This window comes from Streptomyces sp. 130, from assembly GCF_007096885.1.
Taxonomy (GTDB): Bacteria; Actinomycetota; Actinomycetes; order Streptomycetales; family Streptomycetaceae; genus Streptomyces.
In genome coordinates, this window is the sequence record NZ_VJNO01000027.1 from 20,469 (window position 1) to 41,778 (window position 21,310).

Below are 21,310 nucleotides of genomic sequence, written 5' to 3' on the forward strand. Positions count from 1 at the left end.
ATGCCCGAGAAGCGAGCCGCGCGCCTGCGCCCCGAGGAACGAAGGGCGCAATTGGTGGCGATTGGCGTGGACATGCTCGCCGATTGCTCCCTGGACGAGCTCTCCACCGATGCCGTGGCCCGGCGGGCCGGCATATCGCGCGGCCTGCTCTTCCACTATTTCGACTCCAAACGCGACTTCTACCGGTCCGTGGTGCGCCAGGAGTGCGACGACTTCGCCGCCGCCACCGCACCCGACGCCTCCCTGGACCCGGTCGCCTGGATGCGCGCGTTCATCGCCGGCCTCGTCGCGTACGTGACCGGGCGCCGCAAGGTCTACCGCGCCCTCGTCCGGGGCGCCGCCGGCAGCCACCCCGCCGCCGGCGACATCGTGGAGGCCACCCGCGCCACCCTCGTCCGCCGGATCGTGGAGGGGCGGCGCCGGCTCGGGATGGAGCCGTCGCCCCGGCTGACCCTGGCCGCCCGGGCCTGGCTCGCCTTCGCCGAGGAGGCGGTCTCCGGCTGGCCGCTGGACGAGCCGGACGCCCTGGACGAGCTCCGCGCCTTCCTGGAGACGGGCTTCGTCCGCCTGCTCGGCGACCTGGACCGGCCGGCTGCCCTGGCCGACCGGGGCGCGCCCGGCCCCGCTCACAGCAGCGCGAACTGACCGTCCGGCCCCTCCTCCTGATGGTCCAGGACCGAAGCGGGCCGCCGGGCCGGCTCCCCGACCGGCAGCACCCCCGCCGCCCGCAGCTCGTCCTCGCCGGTCCCCGGGCCCGCCGCCAGCGCCCCGGCCAGCTCCTCCTGACGGGGCCGCAGCTCGGCGAGGAGCGCGAGGAGCGTGACCAGGTCCAGCAGCTCCGAGGTCCACTCCTGCGGCCAGGCGCGCGGCCGGACCGCGTCGAGCCCCGCCGCGTCCGCCCCCGGCGCCCCGCACACCGCCGCCCGCCGCTCGAACCACAGCTCCAGGGTCCGCACCCCGCTCACCCGGAACTCCCACGCACCGGCGGGCACCGGCGAGACGCGGCCGGTGCCGAGCGCGAGCACCCGCTCCCCGGCGTCGTACGACAGGGGCACCGGGACCGGCGGGACGGCCGCCCGCACATAGGGGCGCTGCCCGCCCGGCAGCCGGGGGCGCTCGGCCCCGCGCGCCCCGCGCAGCTGGAGCCGCAGCAGCTCGCGGCCAAGCTCCACCCCCTCCGCCCAGCGCGCCGCGTCCGCCGGGAGCGGGACCACGCAGCCGGCCGGTGAGGGGCGGGCCGCGGCCAGAATCCAGGCGAGCACCGACTCGGCGGTGACCGCCTGCCCGTACCGGGCGCGCAGCACGGGGAGCAGGCCGGGGGCGAGGTTGGGTTCGAGGCCGCCGGGGCGGCGGTACAGCGGGCGGACCCGGCCCGGGCGGCCGGCGGGGGAGTGGCCGTCGGGCAGCAGGGCCGTCACCGACACGGCGGGGCCCGGATCGTTCGGCACCCGGCCGTGCTCGACCAGGAAGAGCTGGTGGTCGTCGGCGACCCGCCACAGCTCGGGCCGGGCCACGTCGATGAGACGGTGGTCGGGGATCAGCCACTGTTCGTCGTACGGCCCGTGCGCGATCCGCACCGGCTCGGGGCAGGGGCCCGTCTCGCGGGCGAAGCGGCCGGTGCCGCCGGACCGGCCGGGCAGGGCGGTCACGGCGGTGTGCTGCGTACGGGCGCGGGTCGGGGCGAACAGCCGCTCGCGCTCCTCGCCGGACGCCCGCACCAGACGGTCCCAGCGGGCCCGCAGGGACGCCGCGTCGGGGGCGGTCACCCAGGTGCGCCCGGTGCGCACCGGCCGGACCGACCAGGGCATGAGGTCGTCCAGGAGGGGACCGCGCGGGCCCTCGCCGGACCCGGCCGCTGCCGGTGCTGCCACCGTGTCGTCCTCCCCGCCTGCCGCCTTCCCCGGCATCGTAGGACTCAGTGGGCCTCCACCGTCACCGAGAACGAGAACCGGTCGCCCCGGTAGTGGATCCGGGCCACGTCGACCACCCGGCCGCTCTCGTCGTACGTGATGCCCGTGTAGTACAGGATCGGGCTCAGCAGCGGGACGCCCAGCAGTTCGGCGGTGGCCGGGTCGGCGAGGCGGGCCTCGACCGTGTCGGTGATCCGGGAGATCGGGACGCCCACCCGGTCGCGCAGCACCTTGGTCATCGGCCACCGGTCGAGGTCCGCCGCGTCCAACTCCGCCGCGACCTCCGGGTGCACCCAGTTCTGCGCCCAGTTGGTGGGCTCGCCGGTCGTCCCGTCGCACCGCAGCCGGCGGTAGCCGACGACCTCCGCGCACCCCGGGAAGTGCTCGGCCACCTCGACCGGGACCGGGACCGGGCCGTGGCCGAGCAGCGTGGAGCGCTCGCCCGACTGCTGGGCGACGATCGCGTCGATCGAGCCGAGCAGCCGGACCGGCGCGCTCCGGCGGGCGTGCGGCTCGATGAACGTGCCGCGCCGCCGGTGCCGGCTGATCAGGCCCTCCGCCTCCAGCTCCTTGAGCGCCTGGCGCATGGTCAGCACGCTCACCCCGTAGTGCGCCGCGAGCTGCTCCTCGGTGGGCAGCCGCAGCGTGGCGTCCGGGGAGCGGCCCAGTATGGACGCCCGCAGCGACTGCGAGACCTGGTACCACAGCGGCAGCTTGCGGTTCAGGACCAGCGAGTCGGGTGCGAAGGCGGTGCCCCGGGGCGCGGGGCTGTTCGCAGCGGGCTGCGGCACCTGGTCCTCCTGCGTGCGTCGTCGCCGGCCCCGGCGGGGACCGTCACGGCCTGAAGTTGCGGCTCAGACCCTGCCATACGTCGTCGTAGCCCCGCTGCAGGTGGTCCGCCGTCGTGGCCTGCGCGGTCGCGGTGACCGGCCAGCGGGTCTCGAACATGAAGGCGAGGCCGTCGTCGATCTTCTGCGGCTTCAGCTCGGCCGCGCTCGCCTTCTCGAAGGTCTCCCGGTCCGGGCCGTGCGCGGACATCATGGTGTGGAGCGAGCCGCCGCCGGGCACGAAGCCGCCCTTCCCGGCCGTCTTCGCGTCGTACGCGCCCTCGATCAGGCCCATGTACTCGCTCATCACGTTGCGGTGGAAGTACGGCGGGCGGAAGGTGTCCTCGCCGACCAGCCAGCGCGGGGCGAACACCACGAAGTCGACCCCGGCCAGGCCCGGCGTGTCCGAGGGCGAGGTCAGCACCGTGAAGATCGACGGGTCCGGGTGGTCGTAGCTGATCGAGCCGATGACGTTGAACCGGTGCAGGTCGTAGACGTACGGGGTGTGGTTGCCGTGCCAGGCGACGACGTCGAGCGGGGAGTGGTCGTAGGTCGCCGTCCAGAGGTTGCCGCAGTACTTGTTGATCACCTCGACCGGGCGCTCCACGTCCTCGTACGCGGCGACCGGGGCGAGGAAGTCCCGCGCGTTGGCGAGGCCGTTGGCGCCGATCGGGCCGAGGTCCGGGAGCGTGAACGGGCGGCCGTAGTTCTCGCAGACGTAACCCCGGGCGGTCTCGTCGAGCAGCTCGACCCGGAAGCGGACGCCGCGCGGGATCAGGGCGACGTGCCCGGGCTCGGCGCGCAGCAGGCCCAGTTCGGTGCGCAGGAGCAGCCCGCCCTGCTGGGGGACGATCAGCAGCTCCCCGTCGCTGTCGCTGAACACCCGGTCCGTCATCGCCGCGTTGGCGTGGTAGAGGTGCACCGCCATGCCGGCGCGCTGCGTCACGTCGCCGTTGCCGCCCAGGGTCCACAGGCCCGCCACGAAGTCCGTGCCGGGCGCGGGCTCGGGCAGCGGGTCCCAGCGCAGCCGGTTCGGGTCGGGCACGGTCTCGGTGAACGGGGCCGAGCGCAGCGCGCCGTTGTCCGTGCGGACGAACGGGGGATGGGCCGCCGAGGGGCGGATGCGGTACAGCCAGCTGCGGTGGTTGTGGGCGCGGGGCTCGGTGAACGCGGACCCGCTCAGCTGCTCCGCGTACAGCCCCAGGGGGGCGCGCTGCGGCGAGTTGCGCCCGTGCGGGAGCGCTCCCGGCACCGCTTCCGAGCTGTGCTGATTCCCGAAACCGGTGGAGTACTCAAGCCCCTCCGCCGTCTTCCTGGCCTGCTCGATGCCGCCCATGTGCGCTCCCGTCCGAAGGAATCCTATGCACAACCGTAGGAATGGAAGCGTGGCGAGTCAACGGCATTCGTCGTGCAGAAGGGGTTCAAAAAGCTGAACATTGCTCTACTCTCCGGCACATGTCGTGGACACGAAGACTTTTGGCGGTCCTGGCGGTGCTCGCCGCCGCACTGCTCGCGGCCCCCGCCGCCCAGGCGCACGAGGAACGGCCGGTCGCCCTCCCCGACGGCACCGGCAGCGTCCCCGTGCACCGGACGGGCGAGCCCGACCTCCTGGTCTGCAAGACCGACCGGGCCGACTTCGAGCGCCGCGTCTCCGGCTTCCCCGATGCCCTGAAGGCGCGCAACCTCACGCTCTTCGAGCGGTGCCGCACCTCCGGCTACCGCCACCTCCAGCAGGCGGTCGACGCCGTCGACGGGCCCGGGAAGACCATCGCGATCCTGCCCGGCCTGTACGAGGAGGAGCCCTCGCTGCCCGCGCCGAAGGGGGAGTGCGCCCGCCTCGAGGCCCCCGACTCCAAGCTGGGCTACCAGATCCTCAGCTACGAGCAGCAGGTCAGGTGCCCGCACAACCAGAACCTGGTGGCGATCCTCGGCAAGAAGGACCTCCAGATCGAGGGCACCGGCGCGGCCCGCACGGACGTCGTCATCGACGCCAAGTACCGCAAGCTCAACGCGATCCGCTCGGACAAGTCCGACGGGATCTACTTCAAGAACTTCACCGCCCAGCGCACCACCTTCAACTCGCTCTACGTCCTCGCCCAGGACGGCTTCGTCATCGACGACGTGCTGACCCGCTGGAACGACGAGTACGGCTTCCTGACCTTCGCCAGCGACCACGGCCTGTACAAGAACTGCGAGTCCTACGGCAACGGCGACTCCGGCATTTACCCCGGCAGCGCGTCCGACATCAACGACGGCTACGGCTACGACGTACCGCGCTACTCGATCGAGATCACCGGCTGCCGCAGTCACCACAGCATGGTCGGCTACTCCGGCACCGCCGGAGACTCCGTCTACGTCCACGACAACGAGTTCGACCACAACATGGGCGGCGCCTCGATGGACAGCGCCTTCCCCGGCCACCCCGGACTCCCGCAGAACCACGCCCGCTTCGAACGCAACCTGATCCACGACAACAACGCCGACTACTACCGTTACGTCGCCGACGGCACCTGCGCCAAGCCGCCCGCCGAGCGGGGTTACGAGGACGGCGTCGTCTGCCCGCAGATCTCGATGCCCCCGGGCACCGGCATCATCACCGCCGGCGGCAACTGGAACCGCTACGAGGACAACTGGATCTACGGGCAGGACCGCGCGGCCTTCTTCCTGAGCGCCGTCCCCGCCTTCATCCGCGGCGAGAACGCCCTCGGCAAGCAGACCGACACCTCGCACCACAACCGGTACGCCGGCAACCACCTCGGCAAGGACCGGAACGGCACCTCCCGCCCCAACGGCACCGACGTCTGGTGGGACGGCCAGGGCGACGGCAACTGCTGGCAGTCCGACACCGGTGCCTCCACCCCGCGCGCCCTGCCCAGCTGCGGTGAGAGGCGGGGCGACGTCTCCGGCTCCACCGACCGGCTCTTCGGCGAACCCGTCAAGCTCGCCCAGCTGCTGGTCTGCGCCGACTACGACGTACGGGCCCGCCGGCTCCCGGCCGGCTGCGACTGGTACGGGGCGCGCGGCATCGAGCGCATCGAGGTGCAGGCCGCCCTGGGCATCGCCGTGGTCCTCGTCCTCGTCGGCGGGGTGCTCTGGTGGCGGCGGCTGCGGGGGAGCCGGCTCGCCGCGGGCGCGTCCGTCCTCGGCGTCATCGGCCTCGGCCTCGACGTGGCCGGCTCGACCATGGGCCTCGCCGCCACCTACGTCCCCGCCCTCGCACTGCTGCTGACCGGGCTCTGGTGGACCGGCATCGGCCTGGCGCTGCGCCCGGCGCGCCCGGTGTTCGGCTGGGTGACGGTGGTCCTGGGCGCGCTGACGCTGCTCGACGCGCTGGACAAGGGCGTGTTCATGATCCCGTGGATTCCGCTCAGCCCGGCCTGGGCACGGGGGCTGCTCGGCCTGGTCTGGGTCGTCTGGGCCGTCGTGGCCGCCGCCCGGCACGGGGAGCGGGGCGCGGAGGGCGCCGCAGGCGCCGGAGGGGACGGGGACGGGGGCTCGGAGGGCGCCGGCGCACCGAAACCCGCGACCACCGCCGCCCCCGCCGCTTCCGCGGCCCCGCACCCCGGCGCCCCCGCCGCCCCGCACACCGGCGCGCCCGCCGCCCCGCACACCGCCGCGCCCGCCGCCCCGCACCCCGCCGCCCCCGCCCCGGAACCGGAAGGCGACCCCTCATGACCCGCGCCCGCCCCGGTACCGGAAGGCGACCCCTCGTGACCCGCGCCCGCCCCGTCGCCCGCCCCGTCCTCGCCCTGCTCGCCGCCGCCGTCCTCGTCCTCGGCGCGGGCGCGTGCGGAGGCAGGGCGACCACCCACCACAAGCCCGGCACCAGCCACGCCGAGGACACCGGCAGCAACGGGCGCCTCCTGAAGGCCGACGACGGCGACGGCCACCGGCTCCGCCAGGTCGACGCCGCCGGCGCCCCCGAGGTGGACCTCGCCGTCCGGCCCGACTCGGAGGACGGCTGGAACGTCCACCTCATCGTGGCCAACTTCCGCTTCACCCCGGACAGCGTGGGCGGCGGCGCGCTCGCCGGACGCGGCCACGCCCGGCTCTTCCTGGACGGCCACCCGCTCGCCCGGGTCTACGGCGCCTGGTTCCACCTGCCCGAATCGCTGATCCGGGCAGCCGGGGGCGGCACCCGCCTCACCGCAGGGCTGTACGCCGACGACCACACCGCCTGGGCCGTCGGCTCCGCCCCGGTCCGGGCCGCCGCCACGCTCGGCGACGCCGCCACGGGCCCCGGCGACGACACCGTCACCGTCGAGATGGCCGTCGAGCGCGGCCAGGTGAGCCCCGCGCCCGGCCGCACCGAGGTCGACAAGGGCCGCACCGTCCGCCTGCGGGTCCGCAGCGACCGCGACGACGTCCTGCACGTCCACGGCTACGACAAGGAGGCCAGGCTGCCCGCCGGACGGACCGTCACGGTCTCCTTCACGGCCGACCGCACCGGGCTCTTCGAGGTCGAGACCCATGAGTCGGACCTCCTGCTGACCCAGCTCGTCGTCCGGTGACGGGCGCCGCCGCCCCCGGTGCCGTGCGGGTCCTCGCCCACGGCATCGGGGCCCAGCACGACCTGCCCCTCTCGCCCTTCTACGCCTTCGCCGGGGCCTTCGCCGCGCTCTTCGTCTCCTTCCTGGCGCTCGGCCTGCTCTGGTCCGACTCGCGGTTCACGGGCGAGCGCGCGGGCCGCCCGCTCCCGGCCGCCGTCCAGCGCCTGGCCGACGCCCGCGCCACCCGGCTCACCGCCCGCGCGCTCGGCCTGGCCGCCGCGCTCACCGTCGTGCTGTGGCTGTTCCTCGGCCCCGCCGACCCGGACCGCAACCCGGCACCCGGGGCGGTCTACGTCCTCCTGTGGGTCGGGCTCGTCCCCGCCTCGCTGCTCCTGGGGCCGGTCTGGCGGTCGCTCAACCCCCTGCGCACCGTGCACCTCGCCGCCTGCCGGGCGCTGGGCCGCGACGCGGAGTCCGGCCGGCCCCTCCCCGTACACCTGGGCATGTGGCCCGCCGCGGCCGGGCTCCTCGCCTTCACCTGGCTGGAACTCGTCGCCCCCGACCCCGCCTCGCCCACCGCCCTGCTGGTGTTCCTCGGCGTCCACGCGGCCGTCCACCTCGCGGGCGCGGCGGTGTACGGCGCCCGCTGGTTCGACCGCGCCGACGCCTTCGAGGTCTACTCCGGCCTCCTCGCCCGGCTCTCCCCGTTCGGCCGCCGCCCCGCCGACGGGCGCCTCGTCGTCCGCTCCCCGTTCAACGGGCTCGACGCCACGCCCCGGCTCCCCGGACTCGTCGCCACCGTCTGCGTGATGCTCGGCTCCACCGCGTACGACGGCTTCTCCGACGCGCCGCGCTGGATCACCACCGTGCAGACCTCCGCGCTGGGCCGCACCACCACCGCCACCCTGGGGCTGCTCGGCGCCGTCGCCCTCGTCGCCGCCCTGTACGGGCTCTGCGCCGCCGCCACCCGGCTCGTCTGCGGCACGCTGCCCCACCCGCTCACCGCGTTCGCCCACTCACTGGTGCCGATCGCCCTCGGCTACCTGATCGCCCACTACTTCACGCTCTTCGCCACCGAGGGCCCCCGCACCCTCGCGCTGGCGTCCGGCGCCGACCGGCCCGCCCCGCCCGCACCACCCCTGGGGCCGGGCGGCGTCGCCACCCTCCAGGTCGTCGCGATCGTCACCGGGCACGTCCTCGGCGTCATCGCCGCGCACGACAGGTCCGTACGGCTCATGCCGCCCCGGCGCGCCGTCATCGGCCAACTCCCGCTGCTCGTCCTGATGATCGCGTACACCGTGGGAGGGCTCGCCCTGCTCATCGCCTGAGCCCGGGCTCCCGCCACCGCCGCAGGAAGGCCCACGGCATCATGGAAGGCGTGCCCGACACGAACAACCTCCGCCGCGCCCCGGTGCAGCAGCGCAGTGCCGAACGCCTCGCCCGGATTCTCGACGCCTGCGCCGGACTCCTGGACGAGATGGGCTACGAGCAGCTGTCCACCCGGGCCGTGGCCCAGCGGGCCGGGGTGCCCATCGGCTCCGTCTACCGCTTCTTCTCCAACAAGCGGTCCCTGGCCGACGCGCTGGCCCGCCGCAACCTCGACAGCTACGCGGAGCGCGTCACCGCCCGGCTGACCGCCGTGGAAACCGCCGACTGGCGCGGCGCGATCGACGCCGTGCTGGACGAGTACCTGACGATGAAGCGCACCGTCCCCGGCTTCGCCCTCGTGGACTTCGGCGCCCCCGCACCCCACGAGGACCCGGCCGACGACGCCAACCAGCGGGTCGCGTCCCGGCTCGCCGGACTCCTCGCAGGCCGGCTCGGCCAGGAGACCGACGCGGACCTGCTGCGCGCGATCCTGGTCTGCGTGGAGGCGGCCGACGCCCTGCTCAAACTGGCCTTCCGCACCGACCCGTCCGGCGACGACGCACTCGTCGCCGAGACCCGCGAGCTCATTCACGCCTACCTCGCCCACCGCCTCGGCTGACCTCGCGCCCGGCTGTGAACGGGGCCGGGGGATACCCAAATTCGCGCGAGTCATTCCCTCACCGGGCCCGGTGGGCTAATTTCGGGCCACTGCCGCTCCCCACCGCTCCATCACGAACCCTCCCGGGCGGAACCACATGACTCGCGCCATCACCCTGAACAACGTAAGCAAGGCCTACGGACGGTCCCAGCGCGCCGTCGACCAGCTCTCGCTCTCCATAGCCCCGGGCGAATTCGTCGTCCTGCTGGGCCCCTCGGGCTGCGGCAAGTCGACCGTGCTCCGCATGATCGCCGGCCTGGAGGACATCACCGAGGGCGAGATCCTGCTCGACGGCGAACCGGCCAACCACCTCACCCCGCGCGAACGCGGCATGTCGATGGTCTTCCAGAACTTCGCGCTCTACCCGACCATGACCAACCGGGCCAACATCGGCTTCCCGCTGAAGCTGGAGAACCCGCGCGCGGACCACAACGAGCGCATCGAGAACACGGCCAGGATGCTCGGCATCGAACGCGTCCTGGACCGGCTCCCCGGCCAGCTCTCCGGCGGCGAGCGCCAGCGGGTCGCCATGGGGCGGGCCATCTCGCGCCAGCCCTCCGCCTTCCTCATGGACGAGCCGCTGTCCAACCTCGACGCCAAGCTCCGCAACCATCTGCGCGCCGAGATAGCCCAGCTCACCAAGGAACTCGGCGTCACCACCGTCTACGTGACCCACGACCAGGCCGAGGCCATGTCCCTGGGCCACCGGGTCGCCGTCATGCGCGGCGGGGTCCTCCAACAGGTCAGCCCGCCGCGCGAGGTGTACGCCCTGCCGGAGAACGTGTTCGTCGCCGCGTTCATCGGGACGCCCCGGATCAACCTCCTCCAGGCCGTGGTGCACGCGCCCCTGGAGGGCCGGATGTCCATCGACCTGGGCCGCCAGCGGCTCCCGCTGTCCGAACCGCTCAGCCACGACCACCAGCTCCTGCGCATCCAGCAGGGCCGCCCGATCATCGTCGGCCTCCGCTCGGAGGCGGTCCGGATCGCCCCGCCCAGCCACGCCCGCCCGGGCGAGGTCGCGCTCAGCGGCATCGTGGAGCACGTGGAGTACCAGGGCCACGAGGCGCTGGTCCACCTCAACACCGGTTCCCGCCCCGCCGTGGTCCCCGAGCTGGAGTCGGCCCGCACCGACCGGGGCCCGGTGCGCAGGCGCCGGGGCGGCCAGGGCGGTACGGGGATGCTGGGGCGGATCAAGGAGCGCGCCACCTCCTACGTCGGAGGGTCCGTCGCCGTCATGGAAGCGCCGGAGACCGACGACCTGCCGCCGGGCACGCACAGCCCGGACCGCCCCGCCGTCACCGCCAGCGACCTCGTCGTGCGGACCGGGCCCGACATGATGCTGCGCACCGGCGGCCAGGTGCCCCTCCTGGTCGACCTCGCGCACCTGTACGTCTTCGACCACCAGGGCCGCCGCATCTGCCCGCTGCCGAAGGACGTCCCCGGTCTGGACATGTAGTCCCGGCCGGCCCCGTCCGCCGGACGCCGACCGCGGCGGGCGGGGCCGGCACGTGACGGGGGTCTCCGGAGGGTCTCTGGCGCCTGAAAACTAACAGCGCTAGTTTGGGCTCCGGACGATCCCGTCCGTCACCGTGCCCGGGAGGAAGAGCGATGAAGGCCCACGACGGTATGTACATCGGCGGCGCCTGGCGGCCCGCCGCGGGAACGGACACGATCGCGGTCGTGAACCCGGCGGACGAACAGGTCATCGGCCACGTCCCGGCCGGCACCGCCGAGGACGTCGACGCGGCGGTGCGCGCCGCCCGCGCCGCCTTCCCCGGCTGGGCCGCCACCCCGCCCGCCGAGCGCGCCGCCCGCATCGCCGCCCTCCGCGACGTGCTGGGCGTCCGCGCGGAGGAGATCGCCGAGACGGTCACCGCGGAGCTGGGCGCCCCGCCCGCGCTGGCCGTCTCCGTGCACGCCGGCCTCCCGCTCCTGGTCGCCGGGACGTACGCCGAGCTCGCCGCCACGTACGCCTTCGAGGAGCGGCACGGCAACTCGACGGTGTACCTGGAGCCCGTGGGCGTCGTCGGCGCGATCACCCCCTGGAACTACCCGCTGCACCAGATCGTCGCCAAGGTGGCCCCCGCGCTGGCCGCCGGCTGCACGGTCGTCCTCAAGCCCGCCGAGGACACCCCGCTCACCGCCCAGCTCTTCGCCGAGGCGGTCGCCGAGGCCGGGCTGCCCGCGGGCGTGTTCAACCTGGTCACCGGGCTCGGCCCGGTCGCCGGACAGGCCCTCGCCGCGCACGAGGACGTCGACCTCGTCTCCTTCACCGGGTCCACCGCGGTCGGCCGGCTGATCGGCGCCACGGCCGGCGGCGCGGTCAAGCGCGTCGCGCTCGAACTGGGCGGCAAGTCCGCCAACGTGATCCTGCCCGGCGCGGACCTCGCCAGGGCGGTCAACGTCGGCGTCGCCAACGTGATGTCCAACTCCGGCCAGACGTGCAGCGCCTGGACCCGGATGCTGGTCGACGCGGAGCGGTACGAGGAGGCCGTGGCGCTCGCCGCGGCGGCCGTCGCCAAATACGTGCCCGGGGACCGGGTCGGCCCGCTCGTCAACGCCAAGCAGCAGGCCCGGGTGCGCGGTTACATCGAGAAGGGCGTCGAGGAGGGCGCCCGTCTCGTCGCCGGCGGCCCCGAGGCCCCGCTGCCCACCGGCTACTACGTCAGCCCCACGGTGTTCGCCGACGTCACGCCGGAGATGACGATCGCCCAGGAGGAGATCTTCGGCCCCGTCGTATCGATCCTGAAGTACGAGGACGAGGACGACGCGCTCCGCATCGCCAACGGCACCGTCTACGGGCTGGCCGGCGCCGTGTGGGCCGCCGACGACGAGACGGCCGTGGCCTTCGCCCGCCGGATGGAGACCGGCCAGGTCGACATCAACGGCGGCCGCTTCAACCCCCTCGCGCCGTTCGGCGGCTACAAGCAGTCCGGCGTCGGCCGCGAACTCGGCGCGCACGGCCTGTCCGAGTACCTCCAGACCAAGTCCCTCCAGTTCTAGGGGGACTTGCCGGTCAGGGCCGGGCCCGCGACGCCTGGCACGGCCCTGACCGACAGGACACCCTCCGCCCCGTAACGCCCGCCCATCAGCGATCAGCGAGGAGCAAGTCCGTGGTCCGCGCCGCCGTACTGCCCGCCGTCGGAGCTCCGCTGGAGATCACCGACATCGTCCTGCCCGAGCCCGGCCCCGGCCGGGTGCGCGTCCGTCTCGCCGCCGCCGGGGTCTGCCACTCCGACCTCTCGCTGTCCAACGGCACGATGCGGGTGCCCGTCCCCGCCGTCCTCGGCCACGAGGGCGCCGGCACCGTCGTCTCGGTCGGCGAGGGCGTCACCCACGTCGCCCCGGGCGACGGCGTCGTCCTCAACTGGGCGCCCTCCTGCGGCGACTGCCACCACTGCGGCATCGGCGAGGTGTGGCTCTGCGCGGGCGCCCTGGCCGGCGCGGCGAACGTGCACGCCCGCACCGCCGACGGCACCGACCTGCATCCCGGGCTGAACGTCGCCGCCTTCGCCGAGGAGACCGTCGTCGCCGGGAACTGCGTGCTGCCCGCCCCGGACGGCATCCCGCTCACCGACGCGGCGCTCCTGGGCTGCGCGGTGCTCACCGGATACGGCGCGGTCCACCACAGCGCCCGGGTCCGCGCGGGGGAGTCCGTCGTGGTGTTCGGCATCGGCGGCGTCGGTCTCGCCGTGCTCCAGTCCGCCCGGATCGCGGGCGCCTCGCAGGTCATCGCGGTGGACGTCTCCCCGGAGAAGGAGGAGCTGGCCCGCCGCGCCGGCGCCACGGACTTCGTCATCGCCTCGGAGACCACGCCCCGGGACATCCGGAAGCTCACCGGCGGCCAGGGCGCGGACGTGGCCGTCGAGTGCGTGGGGCGGGCGGCCACCATCCGCAGCGCCTGGGAGTCCACCCGTCGGGGCGGCCGGACCACGGTCGTCGGCATCGGCGGCAAGGACCAGCAGGTCACCTTCAACGCCCTGGAGATCTTCCACTGGGGCCGGTCCCTGACCGGCTGCGTCTACGGGGACAGCGACCCCGCCCGCGACCTCCCGGTGCTGGCGGACCACATCCGGGCGGGCCGCTTCGACCTCTCCATGATGGTCACCGGACACATCGGCCTGGACGGCATCCCCGCCGCCTTCGACAACATGATCGCGGGCAAGGGCGGCCGGGCGCTGGTGGTCTTCTAGCCCGGTCCGCGGCGGGCGGGCTCCAGCTGTGCGTACTGCAGCTCCAGCCCGTCCACCAGCGCCCGCAGCCCGGTTTCAAAGGCCCCCTCGTCCACCTGCTGGCGCCGCTCGGCCAGCAGGTGGGCCTGGCCCAGGTGCGGGTAGTCGGCGGGGTCGTAGGCCGTCTCGTCGTCCACGAAACCCCGGGCGAAGGAGCCGAGCGCCGAGCCGGTGATGAAGTAGCGCATCAGCGCGCCGATGTACGTGGCCTGGGCCGGCGGCCACCCCGCGCGCACCATGGCCCCGAACACGGCGTCCGCGACCCGCAGACCGGCCGGGCGGCGCCCGGGCCCCTGGGCGAGCACCGGGACGATGTGCGGATGCGCGGCGAGCGCGGCCCGGTAGGAGACCGCCCAGTCGTGCAGCGCGGCGCGCCAGTCCCGGGGGTCGGACTCCTCGAACATCGACAGGTCGACCTGCGCCGAGACGGCGTCGGCGACCGCGTCCAGGATCTCGTGCTTGTTGCGGAAGTGGTTGTACAGCGAGGGCCCGCTGACCCCCAGCTCGGCCGCCAGCCGGCGGGTCGACACCGCGTCGAGCCCTTCGGCGTCCACGAGGGCGCTCGCCGTCTCGACGATGCGTTCTCTGCTCAGGAGGGGCTTGCGCGGGCGGGCCATGCGGCACATAGTAGGCCCTGCGATCCAAAAACTAGCAGTGCTAATTAACGCGGAGGGTGCGGCCGATGAACCTGGAGCTGAGCGAGGAGCAGGAAGCCGTCCGGCAGCTCGCGAGGGACTTCGTGGCCCGCGATGTCACCCCGTACGCGGCCGAGTGGGACCGGTCCGAGAACGTCGACAAGTCGATCGTGAAGAAGCTGGGCGCCCTCGGCTTCCTCGGCCTGACCGTTCCGGAGGAGTACGGCGGCTCGGGCGGTGACCACCTCGCGTACTGCCTGGTGACCGAGGAGCTTGGCCGGGGCGACTCCTCGGTGCGCGGGATCGTCTCGGTCTCCCTGGGCCTGGTCGCCAAGACCGTCGCCGCCTGGGGCGACGAGGAGCAGAAGCGCCGCTGGCTGCCCCGGCTGACCTCGGGCGACGCGGTCGGCTGCTTCGGGCTCACCGAGCCCGGCACCGGCTCGGACGCGGGCAGCCTGACGACCCGGGCCGTGCGGGACGGCGCGGACTACGTCATCAACGGCAGCAAGATGTTCATCACCAACGGCACCTGGGCCGACGTGGTGCTCCTCTTCGCCCGCACCAACGACACCCCCGGCCACAAGGGCGTCTCCGCCTTCCTGGTCCCCGCCGACACCCCCGGCCTCACCCGCCGCACCATCCACGGCAAGCTCGGCCTGCGCGGCCAGGCCACGGCCGAACTGGTCCTGGAGGACGTACGGGTGCCCGCGAGCGCCCTGCTGGGCCCCGAGGGCAAGGGCTTCTCCCTCGCCATGTCCGCCCTGGCCAAGGGCCGGATGTCGGTGGCGGCCGGCTGCGTCGGAATCGCCCAGGCGGCCCTGGACGCGGCCGTCGGATACGCGGGCGAACGCGAGCAGTTCGGCAGGCCCATCGCCGGCTACCAGCTGGTCCAGGAGCTCATCAGCGACATCTCCGTGGACGTCGAGGCCGCACGCCTGCTCACCTGGCGGGTCGCCGACCTCATCGACCGGGGCCAGGACTTCGCCACCGCCGCGTCCCGGGCCAAGCTGTTCGCCTCCGAGGCCGCCGTCCGCGCCGCCAGCAACGCCCTCCAGGTCTTCGGCGGCTACGGCTACATCGACGAGTACCCGGTCGGCAAGCTGCTCCGGGACGCCCGCGTGATGACGCTCTACGAGGGCACCAGCCAGATCCAGAAGCTGATCATCGGCCGCGCCCTGACGGGGGTCTCCGCGTTCTGAGTACCGTCTGAGTACTCGTACGGATGTGGCGTGCGTCATACAGTCGGATGCTGGGCGTCATGAGTGAGACGACACCGGTCAGACAGCAGAACACCGCCGCCTACTTCGGCCAGGCCGTCGCGTCCTTCGGGGTCGCGATGGCCGCGGTGACCCTCGGGATCTACTACCTCGACGCCGACGCCTGGGTCCGCGCCTTCCTCGCCATCGGCATCCTCTACCTGGTCACGTCCTGCTTCACCCTGGCCAAGGTCGTCCGGGACAAGCAGGAGGCGGGCCAGCTGGTCAGCCGGGTCGACCAGGCCCGGCTGGAGAAGATCCTCGCCGAGCACGACCCCTTCCAGAAGCTCTGAGAGCCCACCCGCGACACGTTTCCCTAAGCGCTTGCTCAGGATCGGGGTAGGGTGTGCCTCCTGCTGACTGAGAGGGGCGAGCGACGATGAGCACGGCGCAGGAGACCGACGCCGAGGACCCGCCGTGGGCCGAGGTGACGCCCGAGGCCGCCCGGCGGCTCCTCGTCGCGGCCGTCGACGCCTTCGCCGAGCGCGGGTACCACGCGACCACCACCCGGGACATCGCGGGCCGCGCCGGAATGAGCCCCGCCGCGCTCTACATCCACTACAAGACCAAGGAAGAGCTGCTCCACCGGATCAGCAGGATCGGCCACGACCGGGCCCTGGCCGTGCTGGAGGCCGCCGCCGACGGCGACGGCACGGCCGCCGAACGGCTCGCCACCGCCGTCCGGTCCTTCGTCCGCTGGCACGCCGAACGGCACGCCACCGCCCGCGTGGTCCAGTACGAGCTGGACGCGCTCGGCGAGGAGCACCGCACCGAGATCATCGCGCTGCGCCGCAAGACCGACGCGGTGGTGCGCCGGATCATCGGTGAGGGCGTCGCCTCCGGCGAGTTCGACGTACCGGACGTGCCGGGCACCACGCTCGCGGTGCTGTCGCTCTGCATCGACGTGGCGCGCTGGTTCAACGCGCAGGGCAGCCGGACGCCCGACGAGGTCGCCGAGCTGTACGCCGGCCTGGTGCTGCGCATGGTCGCCGCCGGACGCTGAGCACGACCGCACCCCCGGCCCCCTCGTGGGGCCGGGGGTGTTCGCGTACGCACACCGGCGCGGGCTCAGAAGTAGTAGCGCGACACCGACTCGGCGACGCACGCCGGCTTGTCGCCGCCCTCGCGCTCGACCGTCACGACGGCGGTGATCTGTACGCCGCCGCCCGCCTCTTCGACGCTCTTCAGGACGGCCGTCGCGCGCACCCGCGAGCCCACGGGCACGGGGGAGGGGAAGCGGACCTTGTTGGTGCCGTAGTTGATGCCCATCTTCGCGCCCTCGACCGCCATGACCTGCGGGACGAGCACCGGCAGCAGCGACAGCGTCAGATAGCCGTGCGCGATGGTCGTCCCGAACGGGCCGGCCGCCGCCTTCTCCGGGTCCACGTGAATCCACTGGTGGTCGCCGGTGGCGTCGGCGAACAGGTCGATCCGCTTCTGGTCGATCTCCAGCCAGTCGCTGTACCCCAGCTGCTCGCCCACGCCGTCCCGCAGCTCCTGCGCGGAGTCGAAGATCCTCGGCTCAGCCATGTTCCTGCTCCCTGCCTTCCGCTCTGCCGACCGTCCATCGCGCACTGTCTAAGCGCTTGCTCAGCATCCTTGGCGGCTGCGTTCCTGTCAACGACGGATGGGCCGAGCACCGGCGGCGTAGGCTTCGAGGGGTGCCCCAGATCCCGCAGACACTTCACGAACTCACCGTCGGCCAGCTCTCCGCGCGCAGTGGCGCCGCCGTGTCGGCCCTGCACTTCTACGAGGCCAAGGGCCTGATCAGCAGCCGCCGCACGAGCGGCAACCAGCGCCGCTACAGCAGGGACGCGCTGCGCCGGGTCGCCTTCGTCCGCGCTGCCCAGCGGGTGGGCATCCCGCTGGCCACGATCCGCGAGGCGCTGGCCGAACTCCCCGAGGAGCGCACCCCGAACCGCGACGACTGGGCGCGGCTCTCGCACGCCTGGCGCTCCGAGCTGGACGACCGGATCAAGCAGCTGGGCCGGCTCCGCGACCACCTCACCGACTGCATCGGCTGCGGCTGCCTGTCGCTGGAGACCTGCGTCCTGTCCAACCCGGACGACATCAGCGGGGAGAGGATCAGCGGTTCGCGTCTGATGCCGGAGCGCCGCACGGCGGACCGCGCACCGGTGAGCCGCGAGCGGGCGGAGAGCGCCGAGGGCTGCTGCTGACCGAGGGGCGCCGAGCGGCCCGCGCGGCGGGCCGCTCGCCTCTCAGGCCACCGTCGCCAGCTCGCCCGCCAGGTCCCGGCGGGCCCGCGCCAGGGCCGCCGGGGTGAGCACGGGCTGCGGCACCACGATCCCGCACCCGGTGCAGACCGGGCCCGACCAGGGCTCGCTGTCCAGGTCGTGCCGCCAGGTGATCCTGGTCCTGCCGCACACCGGGCAGCCGGTGCCGGGCTCCGCCTCCAGGGCCGAGATCAGCCGCGCCAGCACCTCGGCGAGCGGGGCCGAGGGGTGGACCGCCGGGTCGTCGCAGCGCGCGACGCCGTTGCCGCCCCAGGTGCGCCGGTGCCAGTCGTCGAAGGCGCCGGGCCGGCGCAGCCCCCGGTGCTTCTCCCGCCGGCGGCGCTCCGCGAACCCCGCCTCGTAACCGAGCCAGACCGTGCGGGCCCGCTCCAGCTCGTCCAGTGCCCGCACCAGCCGCACCGGGTCCGGGGACCGGTCCTCGGGGGCTATGCCGTGCCGTGCGCACAGATGGTCCCAGGTGGCCCGGTGCCCGTAAGGGGCGAAGCGTTCCAGGCACTTGCGTAGCGAGTACCGCCGCAGTGCCAGATCGCTCCTCGGGTCGCGGACCTGTCTCGCCAGACTCCGGAAACCGGCCATTGAGCCGCCACCTCCGTCGCTCGTACTCCGTCGCCCGTACTTCGGCGTCAGGGGATGGACGTACGACTGCCCGGATCGGCTCCATTCAAGGGCCGGAACGTCCAGAAGATGAGACGCCGCACAGAATCCACCGGCATGTGGCGATTCGGAAAAGGTGACCGATGTTCATCTTACCGGCCGGTCATACCGCCGGTAACCTGCCGCGCATCGGCCTCTCGGAGGAGTACGCATGCCCCCACGCACCCGTATGACCCGCACCGGTACCACCAGAGCCGCCGCCCTCGCCGCGGCTCTCGTCCTCGGCGCGTCCCTGCTCGCCGCCGCTCCCCACGCGGGCGCCGCCGAGGCGGACCCCGTCCCCGACCACTGCCAGGGGCAGTGCGACGACATCCTGCCGCCCGGCGAGAACGGCAACGCCACCCTGGTGGAGATCCTGGGCAACAAGGCGTTCGGCACCCACCCCGCGCACAGCGACGACCAGCTCGACCGCTACGACGGGCTGGTCGCCGGGCACACCGGGCTCACCGACCAGAAGCTCACCGACTTCTTCAACGACGCCTCCTTCGGCGTACCGAAGGACCAGGTCGAGTCCGTCACCTCGCCGCGCGACGACGTCACCATCACCCGCGACAAGGCCACCGGCGTCCCGCACATCAAGGGCACGACGCGTTACGGCACCGAGTTCGGCGCCGGGTACGCGGCCGGGCAGGACCGGCTGTGGCTGATGGACCTCTTCCGGCACATCGGGCGCGGTGAGCTGACCTCGTTCGCCGGCGGGGCCCTCGCCAACCAGGGCCTGGAGCAGCAGTTCTGGCCGCAGGCCCCGTACACCGAGGCCGATCTGGAGGCCCAGGTCGAGTACATCAGGACCCATGAGGGGGCCAGGGGCGAACAGGCCATGGCGGACGCGCAGGCGTACGTGGACGGCATCAACGCCTACCGCAAGAAGGCGAAGGACGGCCGCTACTTCCCCGGCGAGTACGTCCTGACCGGCAAGATCGACGCCATCACCAACATCGGCGAGATCCAGCCGTTCAAGCTGACCGACCTGATCTCCATCGCCTCGGTCGTCGGCGGCCAGTTCGGCGGCGGGGGCGGCGGCGAGGTGCAGGCGGCGCTGTCGCTGCTCGCCGCCCAGCAGAAGTACGGCGTCGCCGAGGGCACCAAGGTCTGGGAGTCGTTCCGTCAGCGCAACGACCCCGAGGCCGTGCTCACCATCCACGACGGCACCTCCTTCCCGTACGCGGACAAGCCCGCCAACGCCGTCGGCACGGCCCTCCCGGACCGGGGCTCGGTCACCGCCGAACCCCTCATCCACGACCGCACCGGGTCGGCGGGCACCGGCGTGAAGGCCCCCGTCAAGGCCCCGGCGGCGCTCCGCAAGGCGCAGGGCATCTTCGACGACGGGGTCATCCCCGAGGGCTCGCTGCCCGGCTCCGGCTCCGGCGCCCAGAAGCGCGGGATGTCCAACGCCCTGCTGGTGTCCGGCAAGCACACCGCGAGCGGAAACCCGGTCGCCGTGTTCGGGCCGCAGACCGGCTACTTCGCCCCGCAGCTGATGATGCTCCAGGAGCTCCAGGGCCCCGGCATCAGCGCGCGCGGCGTCTCCTTCGCCGGTGTCGGGATGTACGTCCAGATGGGCCGGGGCCAGGACTACGCCTGGAGCGCCACCTCGGCCGGGCAGGACATCACCGACACCTACGCCGTCGAGCTGTGCGAGCCCGACGGCTCCACGCCCGCCAAGGACTCCACGCACTACCTCTACCGGGGCACCTGCACCGCGATGGAGAAGATGGAGAAGACCAACTCCTGGAAGCCGACCGTCGCCGACTCCACCGCCAAGGGGTCGTACCGGATGCAGGTCTGGCGCACCGGCTACGGCATCGTCACCCACCGCGCCACGGTGGCCGGCAAGCCCGTCGCGTACACCACGCTGCGCACCACCTACCGCCACGAGGCCGACTCGATCATCGGCTTCCAGATGCTCAACGACCCGGCGTACGTCACCGACGCGGCGTCCTTCCAGCGGGCCGCGAGCAACATCGACTACGCCTTCAACTGGTTCTACGCCGACTCCCGCACCGCGGCCTACTACAACAGCGGGATGAACCCGGTGCGCGCGCCCGGCGTCGACCCGGCACTGCCGGTCCGCGCCGAGAAGGCGTACGAGTGGCAGGGCTACGACCCGGCCGCCAACACCGCCTCGTACACCGCCTTCGCCGAGCACCCGCACTCCAGCGGCCAGGACTACTACATCTCCTGGAACAACAAGCAGGCCGAGGGGTACGCGGCGGCCGGCTTCGGGCTCAGCGCGGTGCACCGCGGCGACCTGCTGGACGACCGGGTGTCCGGGCTCGTCGCCGAGGGCGGCGTCACCCGGGCCTCGCTCACCCGGGCCATGGCGGACGCGGCCCTCACCGACCTGCGCGGCGAGCAGCTGCTGCCCGAGCTGCTGAAGGTCATCCGCTCCCAGCCGGTCACCGACCCGGACCTGGACGCGGTGGTCCAGCAGCTGGACTCCTGGCGCGCGGCGGGCGCCCAGCGCAAGGAGACGAGCCCCGGCTCGCACACCTACGGACACGCCGACGCGGTCCGGATCATGGACGCGTGGTGGCCCCGGCTGATCGAGGCGGAGTTCCGGCCCGGTCTCGGCGACGAGCTGTACGAAGCGCTCACCGCGAACGTCGCCACCGACGAGTCCCCGGCCGCCAGCCACGGGCCGAGCGGGGCGCACAGCGGCTCGGCCTTCCAGTACGGCTGGTGGGGCTTCGCCGACAAGGACCTGCGCCAGGTGCTCGGCCGGCAGGTCAGGGGCCCGCTGGCCAAGTCCTACTGCGGCGGCGGCGACCTGAGCGCCTGCCGTACGGCGCTGCTCGCCTCGCTGAAGGAGGCGGCGGCGGTCCCGGCGGCCGAGGTCTACCCGGGCGACGACAGCTGCGAGGCCGGTGACCAGTGGTGCACCGACTCGATCATCCACCGCGCGCTGGGCGGCATCGCCCAGAAGGGCATCCACTGGCAGAACCGTCCGACGTACCAGCAGGTGGTGGAGTTCCCGAGCCACCGCTGAAACCGCGGCCGGGCGGGTCCTCGCGGGCCCGCCCGG

General features: G+C 73.4%; 19 protein-coding genes. 13 read left to right on the forward strand and 6 right to left on the reverse strand.

Annotated elements, in window-relative coordinates; translation table 11 throughout:
* Positions 1–645, forward strand: a complete 645-nt coding sequence (locus FKN01_RS21865; RefSeq protein ID WP_260696971.1) for a TetR/AcrR family transcriptional regulator — start codon at positions 1–3, stop codon at positions 643–645.
* Here FKN01_RS21865 and FKN01_RS21870 read toward each other — a convergent pair.
* The 3 genes from FKN01_RS21870 to hmgA are packed head-to-tail and all read right to left on the reverse strand — an operon-like array spanning position 627 to position 4,073.
* Positions 627–1,907 carry a type ISP restriction/modification enzyme gene (locus FKN01_RS21870; RefSeq protein WP_398932924.1) on the reverse strand — a complete coding sequence of 427 codons (1,281 nt, stop codon included), beginning with the start codon at positions 1,905–1,907 and terminating at the stop codon, positions 627–629. The two genes, FKN01_RS21865 and FKN01_RS21870, sit on opposite strands and share 19 nt — an antisense overlap.
* An 8-nt stretch (positions 1,908–1,915) precedes the next feature.
* Entirely contained in the window at positions 1,916–2,701 is a 786-nt protein-coding gene (locus FKN01_RS21875) for a GntR family transcriptional regulator (protein ID WP_143623217.1), read from the reverse strand.
* Positions 2,702–2,744: 43 nt separating this feature from the next.
* On the reverse strand, positions 2,745–4,073 hold the full coding sequence (gene hmgA / locus FKN01_RS21880) for a homogentisate 1,2-dioxygenase (protein WP_143623219.1): 1,329 nt from the start codon (positions 4,071–4,073) through the stop codon (positions 2,745–2,747).
* A gap of 119 nt (positions 4,074–4,192) precedes the next feature.
* On the opposite strand from hmgA, the gene FKN01_RS21885 reads away from it, so the two are divergent.
* The 7 genes from FKN01_RS21885 to FKN01_RS21915 all read left to right on the forward strand — a co-directional run bounded on the left by FKN01_RS21885 (position 4,193) and on the right by FKN01_RS21915 (position 13,446).
* Entirely contained in the window at positions 4,193–6,412 is a 2,220-nt protein-coding gene (locus tag FKN01_RS21885) for a right-handed parallel beta-helix repeat-containing protein (protein ID WP_260696972.1), read from the forward strand.
* A 35-nt stretch (positions 6,413–6,447) separates the two neighbouring features.
* On the forward strand, positions 6,448–7,248 hold the full coding sequence (locus tag FKN01_RS21890; RefSeq protein ID WP_143623222.1) for a hypothetical protein: 801 nt from the start codon (positions 6,448–6,450) through the stop codon (positions 7,246–7,248).
* Positions 7,245–8,555 (forward strand): hypothetical protein, encoded by a 1,311-nt coding sequence (locus tag FKN01_RS21895; protein WP_143623224.1) that lies wholly within the window; start codon positions 7,245–7,247, stop codon positions 8,553–8,555. Before FKN01_RS21890 ends, FKN01_RS21895 begins: the two co-directional genes overlap by 4 nt.
* A 41-nt stretch (positions 8,556–8,596) precedes the next feature.
* Positions 8,597–9,214, forward strand: coding sequence for a TetR/AcrR family transcriptional regulator (locus FKN01_RS21900; protein ID WP_143623226.1), 618 nt, complete (start codon positions 8,597–8,599; stop codon positions 9,212–9,214).
* A 136-nt stretch (positions 9,215–9,350) separates the two neighbouring features.
* Positions 9,351–10,709, forward strand: a complete 1,359-nt coding sequence (locus tag FKN01_RS21905; protein WP_143623228.1) for an ABC transporter ATP-binding protein — start codon at positions 9,351–9,353, stop codon at positions 10,707–10,709.
* Positions 10,710–10,861: 152 nt separating this feature from the next.
* On the forward strand, positions 10,862–12,256 hold the full coding sequence (locus tag FKN01_RS21910) for an aldehyde dehydrogenase family protein (RefSeq protein ID WP_143623230.1): 1,395 nt from the start codon (positions 10,862–10,864) through the stop codon (positions 12,254–12,256).
* A 110-nt stretch (positions 12,257–12,366) separates the two neighbouring features.
* Entirely contained in the window at positions 12,367–13,446 is a 1,080-nt protein-coding gene (locus FKN01_RS21915; protein ID WP_143623232.1) for a Zn-dependent alcohol dehydrogenase, read from the forward strand.
* Here the strand turns inward: FKN01_RS21915 and FKN01_RS21920 are convergent.
* Positions 13,443–14,102: a TetR/AcrR family transcriptional regulator gene (locus FKN01_RS21920; RefSeq protein ID WP_143623234.1), complete on the reverse strand. Its 660-nt coding sequence runs from the start codon at positions 14,100–14,102 to the stop codon at positions 13,443–13,445. The two genes, FKN01_RS21915 and FKN01_RS21920, sit on opposite strands and share 4 nt — an antisense overlap.
* A gap of 65 nt (positions 14,103–14,167) precedes the next feature.
* On the opposite strand from FKN01_RS21920, the gene FKN01_RS21925 reads away from it, so the two are divergent.
* From FKN01_RS21925 to FKN01_RS21935, 3 genes are all read left to right on the forward strand, one after another.
* Positions 14,168–15,319: an acyl-CoA dehydrogenase family protein gene (locus FKN01_RS21925; protein WP_143623236.1), complete on the forward strand. Its 1,152-nt coding sequence runs from the start codon at positions 14,168–14,170 to the stop codon at positions 15,317–15,319.
* A gap of 59 nt (positions 15,320–15,378) precedes the next feature.
* Entirely contained in the window at positions 15,379–15,669 is a 291-nt protein-coding gene (locus FKN01_RS21930; RefSeq protein WP_143623238.1) for a YiaA/YiaB family inner membrane protein, read from the forward strand.
* Positions 15,670–15,755: 86 nt separating this feature from the next.
* Positions 15,756–16,379 carry a TetR/AcrR family transcriptional regulator gene (locus FKN01_RS21935; protein WP_143623240.1) on the forward strand — a complete coding sequence of 208 codons (624 nt, stop codon included), beginning with the start codon at positions 15,756–15,758 and terminating at the stop codon, positions 16,377–16,379.
* Between the two features lie 65 nt (positions 16,380–16,444).
* Here FKN01_RS21935 and FKN01_RS21940 read toward each other — a convergent pair whose 3' ends face one another.
* On the reverse strand, positions 16,445–16,906 hold the full coding sequence (locus tag FKN01_RS21940; protein WP_143623242.1) for a MaoC family dehydratase: 462 nt from the start codon (positions 16,904–16,906) through the stop codon (positions 16,445–16,447).
* Positions 16,907–17,037: 131 nt separating this feature from the next.
* Between FKN01_RS21940 and soxR the strand changes: the two genes are divergently transcribed.
* Positions 17,038–17,553: a redox-sensitive transcriptional activator SoxR gene (soxR, locus tag FKN01_RS21945; protein WP_143623244.1), complete on the forward strand. Its 516-nt coding sequence runs from the start codon at positions 17,038–17,040 to the stop codon at positions 17,551–17,553.
* Between the two features lie 42 nt (positions 17,554–17,595).
* Here the strand turns inward: soxR and FKN01_RS21950 are convergent, their stop codons facing one another.
* Positions 17,596–18,207 (reverse strand): hypothetical protein, encoded by a 612-nt coding sequence (locus FKN01_RS21950; protein ID WP_143623246.1) that lies wholly within the window; start codon positions 18,205–18,207, stop codon positions 17,596–17,598.
* A 229-nt stretch (positions 18,208–18,436) separates the two neighbouring features.
* Between FKN01_RS21950 and FKN01_RS21955 the strand changes: the two genes are divergently transcribed.
* Positions 18,437–21,274: a penicillin acylase family protein gene (locus FKN01_RS21955; RefSeq protein WP_143623248.1), complete on the forward strand. Its 2,838-nt coding sequence runs from the start codon at positions 18,437–18,439 to the stop codon at positions 21,272–21,274.
* Positions 21,275–21,310: the final 36 nt, after the last annotated feature.